Source organism: Gordonia sp. NB41Y, from assembly GCF_030718915.1.
GTDB lineage: Bacteria > Actinomycetota > Actinomycetes > Mycobacteriales > Mycobacteriaceae > Gordonia > Gordonia desulfuricans.
The window spans coordinates 795,325-812,336 of the sequence record NZ_CP132196.1; the positions used below are offsets into that span (position 1 = coordinate 795,325).

Below are 17,012 nucleotides of genomic sequence, written 5' to 3' on the forward strand. Positions count from 1 at the left end.
CGGCATGACGAGCTACTTACGGCGCGCGGACGCCGCCGACCGGGCGGGCTTGTCTGCGTCGCCCTCCGCACCGGCCGACTCGCCGACGGTCGCGGCAGTCTCGGGCACGCTCGGCGGCTCGTTGGTCGGCGCGACGTCGGAGGTCAACGCCGCGACCGCCTCGGTGGCGACGGACAGCTCGGCCTTGTGGGTGCGTTCGGCGGCGAGCCAACGGCCAACGAACTCGACGTAAGCGCTGCCGTTGCGCGCCCCACGATGCCGATTACCGTCCTCGTCGATCCAGTCGACGAGCTCCGGGTCCTCGGCGGGCTGCGCTTTGGGCTTCGCGAGGTCTGTCATGGTCACTTCTCCTTGATGTCTGTGGCGGTTCGGATGACGAGTGCGATGTATCGGGTGGGTGCGCCGACGCGACGCCGCCGCCGAGGTCGAGGTAGACGCACGATCGACCAGACCGTGCCGTCCGGGCCGATCACCTTGTGGTCCTTGGTGATACCGCCCGGTACCTTCGTCTCGGCGGCAGGCTCGACCAGTAGCCACGCCTCATCGACGATCGCTGTGCCGACCTGACGCTGATCCGGCCGAGGGAACCGTTCCTCGAGGGACGCCTTCACCGCGATGGGATCAGGCCGCGGCCCGGGGATCGGGTTGCCCGTCGAGGGGTCGGTGATCGTCGGCCGAGGCGGCCGAATCGCCCAGTCCTCGGGGAAGCTGATCATCCGAGCGGCACGTTGTAGACGCCGGCCGTCGGCGACGGCGGGGCGAGCTGGTCGAGCTGGGCGGCGGTCATCTCGACCGTCAGCCGGTTGCCCGCGGCGACGTTGGTGGTGTGGATCTCCGGGTACTGCTCACCGGTGTTACGGAATCCAAGGTCCAGATTCTCCAGTGCCGCGATCACCATGTCGGTTGCCACGCCCTGCACGAGACTCATCTGCAGCGAGCCTGCAGTGATCCGCGCGTCGACGGCCACGACGCGCGACCGGATCACCCCCGCCGCCCGCTCGCACAGCACCTCGAGCTGGGCGAGTTCGGCACTGTCAGCTGCGGGCAGCGGCAGAGCCGTCGTCGTGCACACCAGTTGCGGCGTGACGAGCGAGACGGGGGTGGTCATCGGTCAGTCCTCGACGGGGGTCGTGGTCTGCTCGCCGGTCTCGAGGTTGCGTTCGATCTCGAACACCGCACCGGTTGGTCCGGTGGTGCGGAACTTCTCGAACCGCTCCTTGGGCTTCGCCGCTCGCGCCTTGGTCGCGCGCGACTTGGTCGTCTTGCTGCCGGCGTCGGGAGCCGCAGCCGAGGTCTCGTCGGTGCCCTCCCCCGTCGACGCGTCGTCCACGCCCGGGGTGTTCTCGACGTCGGCGGTGGTGTCTTCGGTGGTCTTGTCTTCTGCCATGAGATTGTCTCCGTTCAGCCGTTGAGGACGCCGCGCAGGCGGGCCGCGGCCTTGCCGCCGAACACACCGAGACCGACGTAGAACTCGATCCGGGTACGCAGGGCGGGCTTCTCCTGCAGCTCGCCCAGGTCGTAGACCTGGACGCCGCCGTTGGTCAGGCCGGTCACGGCATGGTCACCCTCGCTGCCACCGAACCGGACGGCGTAGATCGACGACGCGACGGAGCTGCTGCCCTGGGTCTCAGTCTGCGTGAGGACCGAAGCGCCGGCGGCGGTGCTACCCGGGTCGAGGATCGGGATGCCGTTGTACTGGACGACGCGCTTTCCGGTCAGGTCCTCCTTGACGATGTCGACACCGCCGATGCGACGGCCGGCCGACTTGACCTTCGCGATGACCGAGCTGTTCGCGTACAGCGCGCCGTTGGAGCCGTCGATGCCTGGCACCGCGGCGATCAGCTCGTCGAGCTTGTCGAAGAATGCGTGCGAGTCCGACGTCGAGCTGCCGACGATCGGCAGGCCGTTGGTGGCGGTGTCGATGACCTGGGACCCGGTGAGGCGCTTCTTGATTCCGTCGAAGCCCTTGGTGTCCACGGTGACGTCACCGTTGAAAAAGTGGTCCGAGAACTTGTAGCTCAGGGCCTTGACCTTGAGCTTGGTCTGCTCGGCACGCTGGTCGTTCAGATTCGACCGGGTCTGCTGGATGAAGCGGTCCACATCGGCATCGCCACCGAGGATGACCAGCGACTCGGTCTTCTGGTTGAAGGTGCCGGTCGACTCGGTGTATGCCTCGTTGACCCCGCGGAATGCGACGCCCGGGAGGGTCAGCTCCTCGTTGTAGGCGAAGGCGTTGCCCTGGATCGTCATGAGCGGAATCCGGTCGAGGACCGGGTTCAGCTGGACGAACAGTTCCTGCACACCCTTGGAGAGCTGGTTGGTCGAGATGACCGCCGATTGGGCGAGGCTGAGAGCCATAGCGCTCTGTCCTTTCTTCTAGTGACCCGAGGGCTATGGCCGCCGGGAAGCTACTTCTTGCTGGTGTTGTAGGCCGCGGTCAGCGTGCCCATGCCGGGGCTGGTCACCACCGCGCCGCCCGCACCGGCCGTGCCCGCACCATCAGTGCGCTCACCAGCCGAGGCCCGCGCGTCGAGGTCGGCCTTGAGCGACTTCGCATCCGCGGCCATCTCCTCGGGCGTCCCACCCGCGATACGCTCCACCCAGGACAAGTCCAGGCCGGCCTCTTTCGCCGCCGCGAACTGAGCGCGGAACCGTGCATCGTTGCGTGCGGTGACCTCTGTGGCCTCGCGCTGCTCGCGGGCCTTCTCATCCTCGGACTTGTTCGCATTCTCGAGCTCTGTGATGCGGTCCTTGAGTGTCTTGTTCTCGTCTCGTGCGGCCGCGAGGTCGGCGAGCACAGCCTGTTTCGAGTGCTCCGACTTGAACTCGTCGTCACCGGAACCGCCTGCACCAGAATCGGTTCCGACGCCGCCTTCACCGCCTTCACCGGCTGCGCCGCCAGCTTCACCGCCACCCTGACCTGCACCGCCGGGATGCCCACCGTCGTCACGACGTGGATGAGCTCGGCCGGCGAACCGGGGACGCGAACCGAGGTCGCTGTCCAACGGGAGTACTGCGGCGACCACGCGCCGATGATTGAAACGCATCAGAGTTCCTCCGTCTCGGACCGGATCTCCCGGCCTGGAACGCACAAAGGGCCCGCGGCATCACGCCAACGGACCCAGAAACGACGAAACCCTCACGCCATCAGGGCATGAGGGAACCAACGGACACAGTATGCCTGTGGACAACCCGCGGCGCAATCACCGGCGGTGGCGCGTCACCGCCCGCTGGTCGCGGACCCTTCATCGAGGTCCGGCACGAGCAGCTCGGACAGTTCGTGCCCACCATCGCGAGCCACACGTTCCCAGTACTCGCGCTCATCGTCAGAGAGGTAAGTAGCGCCGGCCATCCCCGCCAGTTCCGGGTCGAAGTCAGGGTCCATGGCTCGTTGCTGGGCGACCTGCGCGTGTGTGTAGCGGCGAGTCGCCACAACCACGTCACCACCCATATCGAGATAGCGGCCACCACCGAGCGCCAGCACAGGCAGGATCATGGCACCACTCCCAGACGACGGAACGACCACACCAGCATATCGGCGGCCTCCTCGTCACCGCCGGAGATCCGCAACAACGCCTCCCGGTCGCCGATCGTGGCCGCTGCGAACCCCTCGGCCACCCACTCCTCTCGGCCCGACCTCGCGGTGCCCAGGCTGCCGAGACGCCAGTACTCGAGCGCGCCCGTCGCTCGCACACGGTCATGCCCCCACTGAATGTACGGGTCATCGACGATCGTGTTGATCGTGTACGTCTGCTCGGCTTGCGCGATCTTCTGCATCGGACCCAACAGGTTTGCCGCGCCCTGGTCCTGTATCGAGACGTCAATGGGATTGGTCCGAAACATCATCGCGTCCACGGCGTGCCCGTACTCGTGCAGCTCGACAGACACTGACCCGTGCAGCCCATCCGTCGACATGATCACAGCGCTGTCGGACGATGAGAAGAACGAGGTGGTCTCGAGCGACCGACCGTCCCCGGTCTTGCGACCCGACCACTTCGACACCAGCTGCGCGTCCGGCAGATCCGACAACGTGCGACCGACCGCGAACCGCAGGCCCTCGGCGGCGAGCCGATCGGTGACGTTGGCGGGCACGCGGCCGAACGCGTTGGTGATGCGACGCCGATCGGCATCGGGCACGTTCCGGCTGACAGCCATCCACGCGGGTGTCGCCGACCGCGGTTGCGGCACCGCCCGGTTCGGGTTGTTCGGGCCCGATCCGCCGCGGCCCTTCGCCGACGGGACCGAGGCGGGTCCGAGGTATCCGTTGCGGCGCAACAGGTCGAGGGCTTCGGCCCGGTCGGCGGCAACCTCGTAGATGGCCTCGGGCATCAGCCGCTTCCGGGACCCCGCCTTGATCTGCGCCTCGCGCTTCGCATCTCCGTCCGCGATCACCTTGTACGCGATCCCGCGTCTGGTCATGCCCTCCGAGGTCGTCGACAGCTGCCGGCCACCGGGTACCGTGGTCCGCTCGAGCCGACCGGAACGGATCGCCGCCTTCTCGGCATCGGTGACCCGGCCCGACGCCGACTGAAGTCCGGCGGCACCGCGCCGCGCGTTGACGACCTGGGCCGGGTCCGCACCGTCCCGGATCGCCTGTGCGCCAGCCTTCGTGAACTTCTTGTCCTGATCACTGGTCGACAGCGAGTCGAAGTACGCACGGACGTCCAGCGCAGCGAGATCGGCGGACTCATCGGCGGCATGGCGAGGGACGTGGCGGCAGTCGCACCCCGGATGCCGATCGAACGCGATCGACGAGTGATAGACACGACCGGCAAGGACCGCACACCTCGAGCACGACGAACCGGCGAGCATCCGCACGTATCCGACACCGGGGCGGGCAATGATCCCGAGCCCCGCGGCCACACGGCCGGCGTCGGCGATCGCGGTCTGGGTACGGGTGATCAGCGCGGCGATCCCCTGCTCCGCCCACGCTCGCCGCTGGACCGCGGGACTGCGCCGATCCTTCTCGTCCGGATACGCCGCAATCGCCGAGCGCGCGTGGATGACCGCGCCGTACAGCAGCGACCCCAACGGGCGACCGTCACCCGCAACGCCGACGAGCTGCGAGGCGTCGACGTCGAAGTCCGGTGCCACATCACCACCACTGCTGGTGAGCGCACCACCGACATAGTCCAGACTCTGGTCGACCACCGCACCCTGGGCGGAGGTGATGATCCCGACCAGCTCGGCCTCGTGATCGGCGAACCAGACGTCGAAGTCCGCCGGCGGCAACTCACCCCACAGCGATGCCGACGCATCGAGAGCACGCGCGGTAAGGCGACGCTGCTCCGAGTAGTACCGGCGCGCCACCTCCTCCGCGGTCATCAGGCGAGTTGCGGCTGCTCACCGAGGTCAGCGGTGAATTGGTCGAGCATCAGCGCCGACAGCTTCGACTCGCGCTCTTCATCGGACTGGCGCATCCACTCATCCACCTTCGTCGGAGTCGCCCCGGGCAGCATGTCGTAAGCCCCGCGGCGCGGGAAGTCCGACGCGATCAGCTTCGTCACACCATCGACGATCTGCGCGAACGACTTCGGCTCGGTGTCGGCCCACTCGGTGCGACGGTTCCGAGGCTCCTCGCCGAGCGCGGAGTCGATCAGACGGAACACGCGCCGGAATCCGGAGTTGGCCTCGCGCTTGAGATCCATCACCAGCGACGTCAGGGTGGCCTCTGCGCCGGCCAACGCATCACCGGACAGGTTGCTCATGCGATCGAGGGCATACTGCGGCGGCACCTGCGCCTTGCTGAACAGGTCGGTGAGGAATGCCTTGTAGACGGTGATGTAGTTCTGCAGGTTCGACTCCTCGAGGTCGAACACCTTCGTGTCCTTGCCCGGGAAGACCAGGAGTCGGTCCACACCGATCCGACCAGCAGGACGTAGTTGCGGCACGGGTTGACCGTCCGGGCCGACGATCTCGTTGCCGTGCTCGTCCTTGACGTAGATGACTTCGCCGGATGCGTTGCGCAACAGGGGGTCGTACCCGGTAGCGACGCGCTGACGGTACGCACTGAACTGCATGGCGAGCAGGGTGTTGAACCTGATCGTGTTGATCGCATCCTGCATCGGGATCAGTTGGTCGATCGCCGTGTGCCCCACACCATCGGCGTCGACATTGTGGCCGAACTCGACGAACGGGATCTCGCCGAGTCCGTGGCGCACCGCGGACACCGCCTGCCAGCCGCCCACCGCATCCGATCCGGTCTTCTCGAACCGCACGCACTCGACGTCGTCGTAGACCACCGCGACGTACTTCGCACCGAGTGCAGCCTGCGCCGTCGTCGGCAACCAGATCCCCGACTGTGGACGCTCATTCTCCACCCACATCTTCACCGCGAACTGGACCTCGAACGGATCCTCCGGGTGTGGGTGCAGATACACGCGCCGGCAGTTCTCGACGCGCGCCTTCGCCCCGCCCGGAGCCTTGGACACAGACATGATGCCGCGGCCGTGGACCATCATCTGCGAGAACACGACCCGCTGCCGTGTCTCCAAGTCGAATGCCACCCACCGCGCCCACGCCTCGACGTCGGTCTTCCCGGCGTCGTCGCTGATCGACTCCACTTCCATGCGCTGCACCGGTGCGTCCATCGCGGGCTGCAGCCAGTTCGCGATCGCCTGCCGGCGCAGGGTCTCGTACTCGGCCGACACGCCCTCCGGGGCATACGGCAGATCCTGCTCGCCCTCGTAGTTCGCCTGTCGGAGATCGAACGTCTGCTGTGCGGCCAACAGCTGGGCAACGCCAGTCTGCAGCCACTCCTCGGCGTACTTCACGGGCCCTCCTAGTTGAATCCGTACATGACAGTTGAGATCTCGGGTCGGTCGTCGGCGTCCCACCCGTCAGCGACACTCGAGGCGTCACCGGCAGCCTCGGCCGCGAGGATCGTGGCCACCGCGGCGTCGATCTTGCGGTGGTGCTCACCGATCGGCTTGCCGATCATGTAGCGCTGGTGCGTGCGAGCCAGCTTCACCGCGTTACCGACGTGCCGTGCGGTGATCGGGCACCCATCGTGGGTCATCGTCCCGGACCGCAGGTCGACCTCGACGCGACGGATCGCCTCGAACATGGCCTTGTCGCGGTTCGTCGGCCACTCCACGACCCGCTTCTCGCCGTGCTTCGACGACCACGCGCCGATCTCGGAGTACCAGCCCTGCGGGTCGCAGTACATGCGTGCCACCCGCCACCGCCGGAACACCTCATCGACGGCGGCATGCACCTCGGCTCGCGGGATCTCGCCACCCCACTCGGCCGGGTCCCAGATCGTCGGCCGCCGCGACGGCCCATACCTCGGGGTGAACGACCGCCCGGCCCGGGTGTGACAGCGCAAGGCCGTCCAGTCGTCGAACTCCGAGCCGTCGAAGCCCACACAGATCTGCGTGCCGCGCGGCGGATTCGGCAGCCACACCATCGCGCTCGTCTTAGGCACGGGCATACGCCCGCTCCCACAGGCCGTCCTCCAGCCACGCACCACGGCCGGACACCAGACGATTCCCGAAAAAGCGCTCGGCCTGAGCGGGGTCGTTCTCCGAGATGTCGTTGGCCTCCGCTTCCACCGCGGGGATCGTCACCCACGGGGAGTCGGAATACACGTGCTGCAGAATCTTCCGCCGGTCACGCCGATTGTCCCACCGCAGATCCTTCGGCGGCTGCCGGAAAAACTTGAACACGTCCTTGGCCTGAGATTCCCACGTGCGCTGCGCATCTGAGTTCTCGGCCGGGTCCCACGCGTTCGTCGTCGCCATCGTCCGACCGTCCATGCCGGCCGCGCCGCGACGCTGAGTCTCGGCGACCTTGAGCAGCTTGTTCTCCTTGGTGTACAGCCCGTCCTCGTCATGCAGCGCGAACGAGATCGGGTTGCCCAGCCGGGAGTTCGCCGACGCGGTCACGATGTCGATCCGGTTGTCCTCCCCGGGCAACCGGATGAAGCTCTCCCGGATCAGCATCAGATCCGCGAGCGGACCGTTCTTGATCATCGTGCGTAGCGGCCGGTACACGTTGTCGACCTGGTCCTCTGACGTGGCGGTGAGCTGGATCAGCGGCGTCGGATGCGGCATCCCCATCGGGTCACCCGCCTCGTACGCGTACTCGAAGCCGCAGCCACAGCCCCAGTCCGAGCACGCATACCCGTCATCCCCCGAACCCTGCGCCCAGCCCGCAAACAGGGACGGGCCGACTGCCTCGATCGCGACAATGGTCGACGCCCACGGGCCCTTACCTGACTTCTGCGGACCCACGACCAATGATCGTCGGTAGGTGAAGGCCTGCGACATCATCGGCCGATCCGGCTTCCACTTCGCCGTCGTCCGAACCCGGTAATGGTTTGCGGCACACCAGAACTGCCAGTCCGACCAATTGAACGGCATCCCCTGATCGAACCCGTCTGGCACCGAGCAGTGCGCCTGCACCCACTTGTCGTGCAGGTGACCGAGTGTCGGCCAATCCACCACCCACTCGTCAGTCACGGCGACCCCGCACCGCGGTCATCCGCTTCCCACCACCATTCGTCCGCGAGGTCCCGCGCTTCGCCGCACCGTGCTTCTCCTGCTGGTCCTGGTGATCGGGAGCGAGGTCGGAGACGATCAGCCAGCCGTTCTCCTTGAGCCCGGCCGGCGTCATCCCAATCTGATCAGCGAGACGTTGCGCCGCAGTGATCGCGACAGCCTTCGCGTCTGGAGCCTCGGCCTTCACGAGCCACCGCACGTACATGGCGACAGTCCGCCAGCGCCACTCCTCGAGGATCCACTGCGAGGCCTGCGGAGTGCGCCACAGCCCGGCCCACACCTCCCCCTCCCGCTCGGTCGCATCGGGCAGCAGGTCAGCGATCGGAGGGAAGTCGCCGACGTACCCACCGACCTGCAGACGCTTCGCCCTGACGTCGCGGGCATCCGACCGCGCCGACGCCGGGTTCGCTGTCGGCCCAGATCGATTCCGAGCACCACCGTGGCCGGCCATCAGGTCACCGCCGGATCAGGCCACGAGCGCGACTGGTCCGGGCAGATCAGCAACGGATTCGGCCAGACGTTGAACTTGGAGATCAGGTTCAACTTGGAGATCAGATCGTCGATCTCCGCAAACTCCCCGATTGCCTGCATCGACCACGGCAGCATCAGCCCGTCGTCGACCCGGCGCGGCACCAGGTGCACGTGCAGGTGTGCGATCGTCTGTGAGGCGAGCGCGCCGGAGCTGGTGATCAGGTTGTAGTCGGCGATCTGCTCGCTCTCGACATACCGGGTGGCCGAACGGACCGCGGCGGCAACGCCATTCGGGTTGGGGTGTTCGCAATGCCAGGTCGGCACGAACAGCCGGTGCCCCTCGGTGACCGGGTTCAAGGGGGTGAACGAGACGACCGGCCGGGACTGGTCGTGGAGCAGATCGCCGTCCTTGCGGTGAATCTTCTCGCAGAACACGCAGCCAGCCCGCAGGTCGAGGTCTTCAGCGGAGATGGTCACTGGACCTCCAAGTTGGTGCGTCGTCGCAGTCAAGTTGGTGCGTCGTCGCAGTCTGGGATCTGGTTCTTCGAACTCGATTCCCGCCCTGACGAATCCGAAGGTTGGCTCCGTGTGGGAGTTCAACAGTGAGTCCTCCGAGGACGACGAGGAACTGTCCCGAGCTTCCGGATGACCGGCATAGAACTCGAGCACCTCCCGACCGAGGACCCGGAGCGTGAACCCGATCACCGCGCATCACCGCCCGCCGGTCGTCTTGGACCCTCCGCGCCTTTCAGAGCCCTCCCCCGCGGCGTCCGCCCCCTACGGGCACGGGGGGCACCCCCCACCCCGAGGGCCGGACGCGCGCCATTTCGAACACCCGTGCGAGTCTTCACGGCCTCGCGGAGGGCGTCCTGTGTGCGCTTGGCTTTCCGGCTGTTGCAGGAGCGGCACAGCACGTCGAGCTCGCCGTCCCACGCACCGCCGGCCTGCATCTCGACGCGATGGTCTGCGGAGAGGTCCGTGGAAGGGTGTGGGTCGCGCTCGAAGCCGGGGCACCAGTCTCCGTGACGGTCTCGGTGCGCGGTGACTGCTGCTCGGCGTCGGACTCGGTCGCGGCCGGCGAACACCTTCGTCGGGACGGTGAGCCTCTGGCGGCGGTCCCTGTCGGCCTGGTGCTGCCGGCACCTCGACCCGGCCTGCATCTCGGGGCAGCCCGGCTCTGTGCACACTCTCAGTCGCGCCCTCATGGCCGCTCCCTCTCACCCTCACGGTGCGGGGGAACCGGTGTGGCCGGCGTGTCCGTGGTTCCCTCGCCCTCGCCCTCGGGGCATGGGGGAACCAGCGAGGTCAGTATGCCTGTGGACAACCCGTGCTGCAACGAGGCGCGCTCCTCGTCGGCCCGCTCGTCCAGGTCCTTCGGCCGCGCCCACCATCGGGGGCAGTCGTCTCGACACAGCCGTGCAGCCCGCAGCGCATCCGGTGCGTACTCGTGCGAGTGATCGTGGATGCCGTACTGACTGCAGCACCCGTACTGCTCCCTCTCCCCGTACCGGAGATCGCAGCAGCCACATCGCACATCGTCGATCGCGAGGTAGTGGTAGTACGCATGCTCATGATCGGCCGCGTACATCAGGTCCCGCACGTCACGGCCCCACTGGCTCGACATGATCTGGTCCGCAACCTTGACCGCGAACGGAACGAACCTCGGCTCGTCGAACTCGGGAATGTCGAGAATCGATTCCGCAATCTCGACTATCGAATCCCGATCGCTTCGGATCTCGTCGTCGGTTGTCATCGCCTGCCCGCCTTGCTCATCCGAGGAAACCATTCGGCTGGCTGGAAGTCCGGATGATCCGACCACACCTGGGCCGTGACGAGCAGCCCCGCGGCGATCGGGTTGTCGGCGGGCTCGAGGTCATTCGCCTCGAGGTAGGCGACGACCTGTCCGCTCACGGTGCGCAGCGCGTCGAGCATGCGCCGCCACTTGTCCGGGTCGGGCATCGCCTCTGCATTGGCTCCCTCCTCGGTGAGCCTGGCTTCAACGAAGTCAACGATGTTGGGCACGACGACCTCCTCGCTTCCTGATCTGGCTGGTCTTCGGATATGGCCGACCCCAATCGCAGGGGCCGAAGAAGTCCGGGCCGTGGTAGTGCCACCACAGTCCGGTCGTGGCTCGCTGGTAGACGCGGCCACCACACTCGGTGCAGAACGGCACAACCTCGGCCTCGACTGCGGCGGTCATGATGCAGCCCCCGGCGATCCGAGCCGCTTGGCCAGCCACTCCCACTCGCGTGGATTCCAGGCGGGGCGGTCGTGCCACCACTGCCCACAGGCGTCAGGCGGTGGGCTGCAGTTGATCCCGTGACACACGATCACAGCACCGGGCCCGTCACCGTCTGCGCGTCGGCCCGGTGCGTCGGGATCGAACGGCTGCGGCGACACGTCGAGGTCACGCGGGAAGTGGACACGCAAGGTGGGCTCGCCAACACCTCGAGCAGTGAGGCCGTGGCACCACGGGCAGATCCCGGCGAGGTCCTGGCCGTCACGGACGTCGCCCATGAGCCGGGCGGCCTCGTCCGGCAGCGAGCCGAGCCGCTTCTCGATCCACTCGGCGAGCGGGTCGAGGTCGTCGACGGTGACCTCGTGAGCCTGCGGCAGCAGGCGGGCAGCCACATGGAGCCACGGCCGCGGATCGTGGGACGCCGGCCGATCGGGTCGCCACACCTCGAGCCGGTACTGCGGGAGGAGCTGCAGCGTCTCGTCCGCAATGCGGTGTGCGACGTCGGCGATCCCCGCCAGGACATCGAGGACCGCGACGTCAGCCGCTGCCGGTCGCGGCACACCCTGCCAGCCCATGGCGTCGAGAGCGCTCGCCGTCAACTGCGCGGTCCGACGCCGCATGTCGTGCTGAGCCCACCGCTTGCGGGTGCCCGGCACTCGGAGGTTGACCAGCCACGGCCACACCTCGGCGAGGTACAGGATGTCGGCGACGTCGTCGCGGAGCTTCGCGGCGAGCTGCCGCGCCCGGTGCTCGGCAGCGTCGTCGAACACCTCGCGGGTGGTGTCGATGACGACGGACATCAGCAGCTCCCGTCGCGGCCGACCCAGTCAGCCCAGTCGTCGACGTCCTCGGTAGACAGACCAGAGAGAACAACCTGGTAACGAGTCATGTTGGTGAGTCACCTTTCTCGGCGTCGACGGCCACCACGGCGACGACGCTCGGGGACAAGGTCTGGAGATGAGTGAGAACGATCTGTGGATCCGACCCGACCCGGCCCGACCCGACCCGACCCGACCAGTTCTGATAGGTCCCGTACCGCATCGATCTGTCCGGATCTATCCGGATCTGTCAGATATCTGTCAGATCCGGGGGTGGCTGACGTGGTGTCCAGTACGGGCAGGTCATGCCCGGGTGAGGACGTCCGGCCGGGATCAGAGGGTGCGCAGGGCGCAACGCGCGTCTGATCGGGATCAGAGGGTGCGCAAGGCGCAACACGCGTCTGATCGGGATCAGAGGGTGCGCAAGGCGCGACGCGCGTCTGATCCGGGTTGGCCGGGATCTGGGGTCCGACCTGTCCACCAGCCGAGGGTGCGCAGAAGGCGGCATCTCGCGTCGGCTCCGAGGGTGCGGAACTGGTGTCCGCAGCGCGCGTCGGGTCCGGATCGATCGAGGGTGCGCTTTGCGCAACGCGCGTCGGTTTCGATCCGGGGGTGGTGGACGGGTCGGCGGGTGCCGGCGGCTGGCTGCCGTCGGCGAGTCTCCCAGGCGGGACGTAGCGTGACGCAGACTGTGGGACCGGTAGGTCCTGAGACTTGCGCCAGGCGTTGGTTGTCAGCCACTCGACTGAGTACCGAGAGAAGTACGGGTCGGTGGGTGGGTCGAGGAGTGCGGTCACCCCTTGTGGGAGGTCACCGTCTTGGCGGGACGAGTTGCATTTCTTGCAACTGACCACGTAGGTCTCGATGCTCGCTGCTTCGCCGGGCGTGAGGTGGTCGTAGGTGCCGGCTCTCCCGGACTTACGGTCAGCCCAGTCGACGATGCAGCCGCACCATCGGCATCCGTCTCCGTCTCGGAGGCGGACAGGCACGATCAGGTGGGGGCGGGAGGAATCAGCCTTCCGCTGGCGTTCCCACTCGATCTCCTTCTTGAGGCGCAGGTGCAGGAACTCGGGATCGTCATCCACGAGTTTGTACGCCGCGACGGTTCTCCCGTCGTCGGCCTGCACCTCGCTCATCAACTCGGCGAACAAGCACACAGCGAGCAGCGATTCGACTCGGGACGGCCCCGCGATCTGGATCGCAGTTCCTCGGGTCACCACGTAGTCGGTCGCGTGCTGGCCAGATTGGGCTGCACACCGGGAGATGAAGCCGTGCACCTCATTGAGGAGCCGGTCGTCGCATTCGGGGTGCTCGAGCACGGACAGCAGGAGCGGATGCATCGCCGATCCATCGCCCCATCGGACCCAAGCCATCGAGCACCTTTCTCACGCCATCGGGAACACGCACCTCGTGAAGGCCTTCGCGGGCGGTCCGCGCGGCCGGGATCTGGACATCAGGCGGCACTCCCGCCCGCGGGAAGGTATGCAGTGCAATCACATTCAAGGATGGCGGCCAGGAGATCGGCGTCGCCGATGACCCGATCTGTCCAGCCGCACGGGTACCGCCCGTACAGGTCGCCCTCGTGATCGGCTGCCGGGTGTCCGCACCGACAGGGCGCGGCGTCGAAGCTCGCGGACACTACAGGTCGCCGAGCTCAGCACTGACGGCCAGCGCCTGGTCGGCCAGATACTCGAGTCCGTCGAGCAGCCGATGCAGCGGCGTGGACAGCGAGACCTCGAAGCCGTCGAGGTCCACGATGATCTGCACCGCCGGTCCGCCATCGAGCGAGACGCTGGGGCGGACCTTCGCCGGTCTGCCACTTGCGATGGAGATCACGCTGATACCCGCACGGAGGTCTATGTCCGCGGGGAGGATCGCCGGATCAAGTTCCGGCCCTTCGTAAGTGAGGTAGCTCTTGGCGAAGAGCTCGGGCTGACACGTGCGGAACTCACCCTGCGCGTCGCGAATCACCCAGTCTCCCGGGCGAGCGAGCATGTCGCCCTCGGGATTGACGACGATGAGGCCGAGGTCGGGGCGGGCGTTGTGCGCGCGCCTTGCTGTTCCTCCGTGGTGACCGATCCAGGCGAGCGCGACGTTGAGCGACTCGACGGCATTGACGATCTGCAAGGCCTCGATCTCTACGGGTTGCGCACGGAACTTTGTCGGTGTTGCCTGCTGTTCGGTGATCATCCGATCTCCTCCAGTTCGTTTGTTGGGTCGATCTCGTACTCGACACGGACATCGGCAGGGACCGGGCCGATCTCGACGGTGTCGCCGGGCGACCACATGCCGGCCGGGATGAACCACACCGCGTACCCGTCGTCGTCGATATGGGAAAACACGAGGCGGGTCGGCACGCTGACCGGCAGGACGCCGATCGTGCCGTCCTCGAGTCGGGTAGGGAGCGCGCACCCGGCACCGTGCCGGATACGGGCCCAGGTGGGCTGATCGCGAGTATCAGTCATCGTCGGAGTCCTTCTCGTCGTCGGCCGAGTACACACCTGAGAGGTCGGCGAGGCCGGTCGGGACAGGGAGGCGACGCACCCAGTCGTCCAGCCACTCCTTGTGTTTGGCGTCGACGTCCTCGTCGAAGCGGCGCGGTACGACCGCGCCCAGGAACGAGTCGCTGCACCGGACAAGCATCAGCTCGTGGCCCGGGGCGCCGACCGAGGTCATCAGCAGCGGTTCGTCGTACGCGGCGGCCGCGACCTTGAATCGGGAGATCAGTTTGCCGGTGACACCGAACACGTCGAGAACGGCAGCCGGGCGATGGGTCCAGCGGGCGAACATCTGCGGGATGTCAGGGGCGCCATCATGGGCGGGTAACGCCGGCAACTCGAGCTGCTCACCGGGGAACAGACCCGACATGTCAGTGAGCCTGACCATGAGGGTGGCGGACTCGGCGCTCGAGGTGGCGATCAGCTGCACACGCACCTTCCACTGCGGCGAGTCGTCGTCACCACTGCGGCCGACTTTGAACACGGCGAGGATCTTCTTGACCTGCTCGAGCCCGAAGTCGATCGATCCGACGTCGGCGGCACCCATGCTGCCCGGGCCGCTGAGTTCGTCGCATTCCCACACCGAGCACAACCCCAACGCAGCGGTGTAGCGGTCTGTCGCTGCGGCAGTGAGGTTCTCGCGGTCGATGTGGCAGCGGACGCGGGACAGCTCAGGCCAGTCCGCGTCGGTCGACGCGTGCGGGACGACCGCGGTGAGTGCGCGGCGGAGGTCCTTGGTGTCGACGGTGATGTCGAGCAACGTCAGAGCCACGGCGCACCACCGCTACGACGCGCGGCTGCGACCGCGACGGCGACGATCAGTCTCTGCAGCGGTCGGGTCGCCCAGGCCAGGAAACAGCTCGGCTTGTCCTGGCGTTTCGGGGTGGGTGCCGGTTGGCTGCTCGACCCACCGGTAGATCTGCCGGCGCCGCTCGATCGGCAGGGAGTGCCACCAGTCGTCGGGATCGACCATGACCCTCCCCCCTTACTCACCGTCGACCTCGGCGTCGTCGTCGGCGGCGGCGAGCTCGATCAGCTTGGCGCGCTGTGCGACCTCGGTGTCCGACAGCACGTGTCCCAGGCGCTCGAGGAGGTCCAGCCAGCCGATGGCGGCTCGGAGCTGCAGCGTCGACAGGTACCCGACCCCGTGGGGGTGGGTGACCGTCGCGTCGGTTTCCAACGCGACGGTCACCCAGACGAGGGCACGTAGGAGAGCCGCCGGTGTCGCAGTCGCCATCCACGGGCGAGCATCACCATCGAACAGATCGTCCAGGCCCCCGAACGAGATCTCGAAGTACTCGGGATCTCCCTCGGAGTCGTAAGGCGCGTGCTGGGCAAGGAACTGACCCCACTCGCGTGTCGACTCGAGGGTGCCGTTGCGGATCTGGTCAGCGATGAACTGGCGGCGCACCTTCTTTGCCAGCTCACGCTCATGCTTGGCGCGCTGGTACTCCCGCTCCTCGTCGTCCTCGTCCTCGACGCCGATCTCGGGTGCGTCGGTGTCGATGACCTCCGGCGAGACGCCCACCGCGTTCTCGTTCTCCGTCACCGGAGCGGTGGCGGTGTCCGGGCGGGGCGGGGCCGCGGTGTGAATGATCAACACCTCTTTGGACGACTTGCCGGCCCCGACGATCGCTATCGGGTGCGGCGCGATGTGGACGAGCGAGACCGACTCAGGGTCCTTCGCCAGGGCCAGATCGTCGCCGCGGCGCTCATTCCACGGCACCTCGAAGGTGAGGACTCGGCCGAACTGCTCGGCGGCCTCGCGGCGTCGTTCCCGGTGTGTCTCCCAGTCGGTGACGACCTCGATGCCCTCGGCCTCGACCTGCTTGCGCACCTTCTTCTGTCGGGCGCGTTCGGCGGCGCGGTCGAGCACAGCCTGGCGGACGACACCCCAATTCCGGGTGCCCATCGCCCTCTCCAGATCTTCGGCGTCGATCGGGTCATCGGAGTGCTCGGCGATGAAGACCGCGTCGGCCAACGTCACCGCGTGACGGTCGATCCCGACCAGCACGTTCGGCGGGAGCTTGGCCACCTTCGCTCGTTGCCGCACCTTCGTCGCCGACATGCCTGTGCGAGCCGAGATCTGCTTCACCGTGTCGCCGAGATCGATCAGCGTCTGCACGCCGTTGGCCTCTTCGGTCGCGGTCAGATCGGATCGGTTGCCGTTCTCGGCGAGCATCGCGGCGACCTGGTCGAGCTGGGCGGGGAGGTCGTGTCGGATCACGCACGGCACCGTGTCGAGTCCGGCCTTCGCCGCGGCCGCGAAGCGGCGGTGGCCGGCGATGATCCGATACTGGTTGCCCTCGCCCTCGCCCTCGCCCTCAACCGGGACCACGACGAGAGGCTGCATGATGCCGACCGCTTTGATGTTCGCGGCCAGGTCTGTGACATCGCCGACCTGGCGGCGCACGTTGAGTGGGTGTGGGTTCAGCTGGTCCAGTGCGAGATCTGTGATGGTGGCGGTCTGTGTGCTCGGCATCCC

Annotated in this window: 20 protein-coding genes; all 20 read right to left on the minus strand. The window is 67.2% G+C overall.

From position 1 onward, the window contains the following. Nucleotides 1–12: 12 nt before the first annotated feature. The 20 genes from Q9K23_RS03355 to Q9K23_RS03450 all read right to left on the minus strand — a co-directional run bounded on the left by Q9K23_RS03355 (nucleotide 13) and on the right by Q9K23_RS03450 (nucleotide 17,009). A complete protein-coding gene (locus tag Q9K23_RS03355; RefSeq protein ID WP_305950389.1) occupies nucleotides 13–339 on the minus strand; it encodes a hypothetical protein in 327 nt (108 codons plus the stop codon). 2 nt (nucleotides 340–341) lie between these two features. Then, nucleotides 342–716 (minus strand): hypothetical protein, encoded by a 375-nt coding sequence (locus Q9K23_RS03360; protein ID WP_020789772.1) that lies wholly within the window; start codon nucleotides 714–716, stop codon nucleotides 342–344. Further along, nucleotides 713–1,108 carry a hypothetical protein gene (locus tag Q9K23_RS03365; protein ID WP_053776132.1) on the minus strand — a complete coding sequence of 132 codons (396 nt, stop codon included), beginning with the start codon at nucleotides 1,106–1,108 and terminating at the stop codon, nucleotides 713–715. The genes Q9K23_RS03360 and Q9K23_RS03365 overlap by 4 nt, the downstream gene beginning before the upstream one ends. A gap of 3 nt (nucleotides 1,109–1,111) precedes the next feature. Beyond that, complete coding sequence (locus Q9K23_RS03370; RefSeq protein WP_020789754.1) at nucleotides 1,112–1,387, minus strand: hypothetical protein; 276 nt, start codon at nucleotides 1,385–1,387, stop codon at nucleotides 1,112–1,114. A gap of 14 nt (nucleotides 1,388–1,401) precedes the next feature. Beyond that, on the minus strand, nucleotides 1,402–2,358 hold the full coding sequence (locus Q9K23_RS03375; RefSeq protein WP_053776131.1) for a major capsid protein: 957 nt from the start codon (nucleotides 2,356–2,358) through the stop codon (nucleotides 1,402–1,404). A gap of 50 nt (nucleotides 2,359–2,408) precedes the next feature. Further along, on the minus strand, nucleotides 2,409–3,047 hold the full coding sequence (locus tag Q9K23_RS03380; RefSeq protein ID WP_053776130.1) for a hypothetical protein: 639 nt from the start codon (nucleotides 3,045–3,047) through the stop codon (nucleotides 2,409–2,411). Between the two features lie 173 nt (nucleotides 3,048–3,220). Next, nucleotides 3,221–3,496 (minus strand): hypothetical protein, encoded by a 276-nt coding sequence (locus tag Q9K23_RS03385; RefSeq protein WP_053776129.1) that lies wholly within the window; start codon nucleotides 3,494–3,496, stop codon nucleotides 3,221–3,223. Continuing rightward, on the minus strand, nucleotides 3,493–5,325 hold the full coding sequence (locus Q9K23_RS03390; protein WP_053776128.1) for a hypothetical protein: 1,833 nt from the start codon (nucleotides 5,323–5,325) through the stop codon (nucleotides 3,493–3,495). Before Q9K23_RS03390 ends, Q9K23_RS03385 begins: the two co-directional genes overlap by 4 nt. Further along, a complete protein-coding gene (locus Q9K23_RS03395; protein ID WP_020789747.1) occupies nucleotides 5,325–6,773 on the minus strand; it encodes a phage portal protein in 1,449 nt (482 codons plus the stop codon). Before Q9K23_RS03395 ends, Q9K23_RS03390 begins: the two co-directional genes overlap by 1 nt. Nucleotides 6,774–6,781: 8 nt before the next feature. After that, the gene (locus tag Q9K23_RS03400) at nucleotides 6,782–7,432 is read right to left on the minus strand and encodes a terminase (protein ID WP_053776127.1); all 651 of its coding nucleotides are present in this window, start codon (nucleotides 7,430–7,432) and stop codon (nucleotides 6,782–6,784) included. Continuing rightward, on the minus strand, nucleotides 7,419–8,462 hold the full coding sequence (locus tag Q9K23_RS03405) for a hypothetical protein (RefSeq protein ID WP_020789771.1): 1,044 nt from the start codon (nucleotides 8,460–8,462) through the stop codon (nucleotides 7,419–7,421). The genes Q9K23_RS03400 and Q9K23_RS03405 overlap by 14 nt, the downstream gene beginning before the upstream one ends. Beyond that, entirely contained in the window at nucleotides 8,455–8,952 is a 498-nt protein-coding gene (locus Q9K23_RS03410; protein WP_020789749.1) for a hypothetical protein, read from the minus strand. The genes Q9K23_RS03405 and Q9K23_RS03410 overlap by 8 nt, the downstream gene beginning before the upstream one ends. Then, nucleotides 8,952–9,641, minus strand: a complete 690-nt coding sequence (locus tag Q9K23_RS03415) for an HIT domain-containing protein (RefSeq protein WP_160319568.1) — start codon at nucleotides 9,639–9,641, stop codon at nucleotides 8,952–8,954. The genes Q9K23_RS03410 and Q9K23_RS03415 overlap by 1 nt, the downstream gene beginning before the upstream one ends. Before the next feature lie 532 nt (nucleotides 9,642–10,173). Continuing rightward, nucleotides 10,174–10,725, minus strand: a complete 552-nt coding sequence (locus Q9K23_RS03420; protein WP_020789746.1) for a hypothetical protein — start codon at nucleotides 10,723–10,725, stop codon at nucleotides 10,174–10,176. Continuing rightward, entirely contained in the window at nucleotides 10,722–10,994 is a 273-nt protein-coding gene (locus Q9K23_RS03425; protein WP_152972581.1) for a hypothetical protein, read from the minus strand. The genes Q9K23_RS03420 and Q9K23_RS03425 overlap by 4 nt, the downstream gene beginning before the upstream one ends. A gap of 174 nt (nucleotides 10,995–11,168) precedes the next feature. After that, on the minus strand, nucleotides 11,169–12,011 hold the full coding sequence (locus Q9K23_RS03430; RefSeq protein ID WP_053776124.1) for a hypothetical protein: 843 nt from the start codon (nucleotides 12,009–12,011) through the stop codon (nucleotides 11,169–11,171). A 1,656-nt stretch (nucleotides 12,012–13,667) separates the two neighbouring features. Further along, nucleotides 13,668–14,219, minus strand: coding sequence for a hypothetical protein (locus Q9K23_RS03435; RefSeq protein WP_020789751.1), 552 nt, complete (start codon nucleotides 14,217–14,219; stop codon nucleotides 13,668–13,670). Continuing rightward, nucleotides 14,216–14,494: a hypothetical protein gene (locus Q9K23_RS03440; RefSeq protein ID WP_020789766.1), complete on the minus strand. Its 279-nt coding sequence runs from the start codon at nucleotides 14,492–14,494 to the stop codon at nucleotides 14,216–14,218. Before Q9K23_RS03440 ends, Q9K23_RS03435 begins: the two co-directional genes overlap by 4 nt. Then, nucleotides 14,487–15,299: a hypothetical protein gene (locus Q9K23_RS03445; RefSeq protein WP_020789759.1), complete on the minus strand. Its 813-nt coding sequence runs from the start codon at nucleotides 15,297–15,299 to the stop codon at nucleotides 14,487–14,489. The genes Q9K23_RS03440 and Q9K23_RS03445 overlap by 8 nt, the downstream gene beginning before the upstream one ends. 213 nt (nucleotides 15,300–15,512) lie before the next feature. Further along, nucleotides 15,513–17,009: a ParB/RepB/Spo0J family partition protein gene (locus Q9K23_RS03450; protein ID WP_053776123.1), complete on the minus strand. Its 1,497-nt coding sequence runs from the start codon at nucleotides 17,007–17,009 to the stop codon at nucleotides 15,513–15,515. Nucleotides 17,010–17,012: the final 3 nt, after the last annotated feature.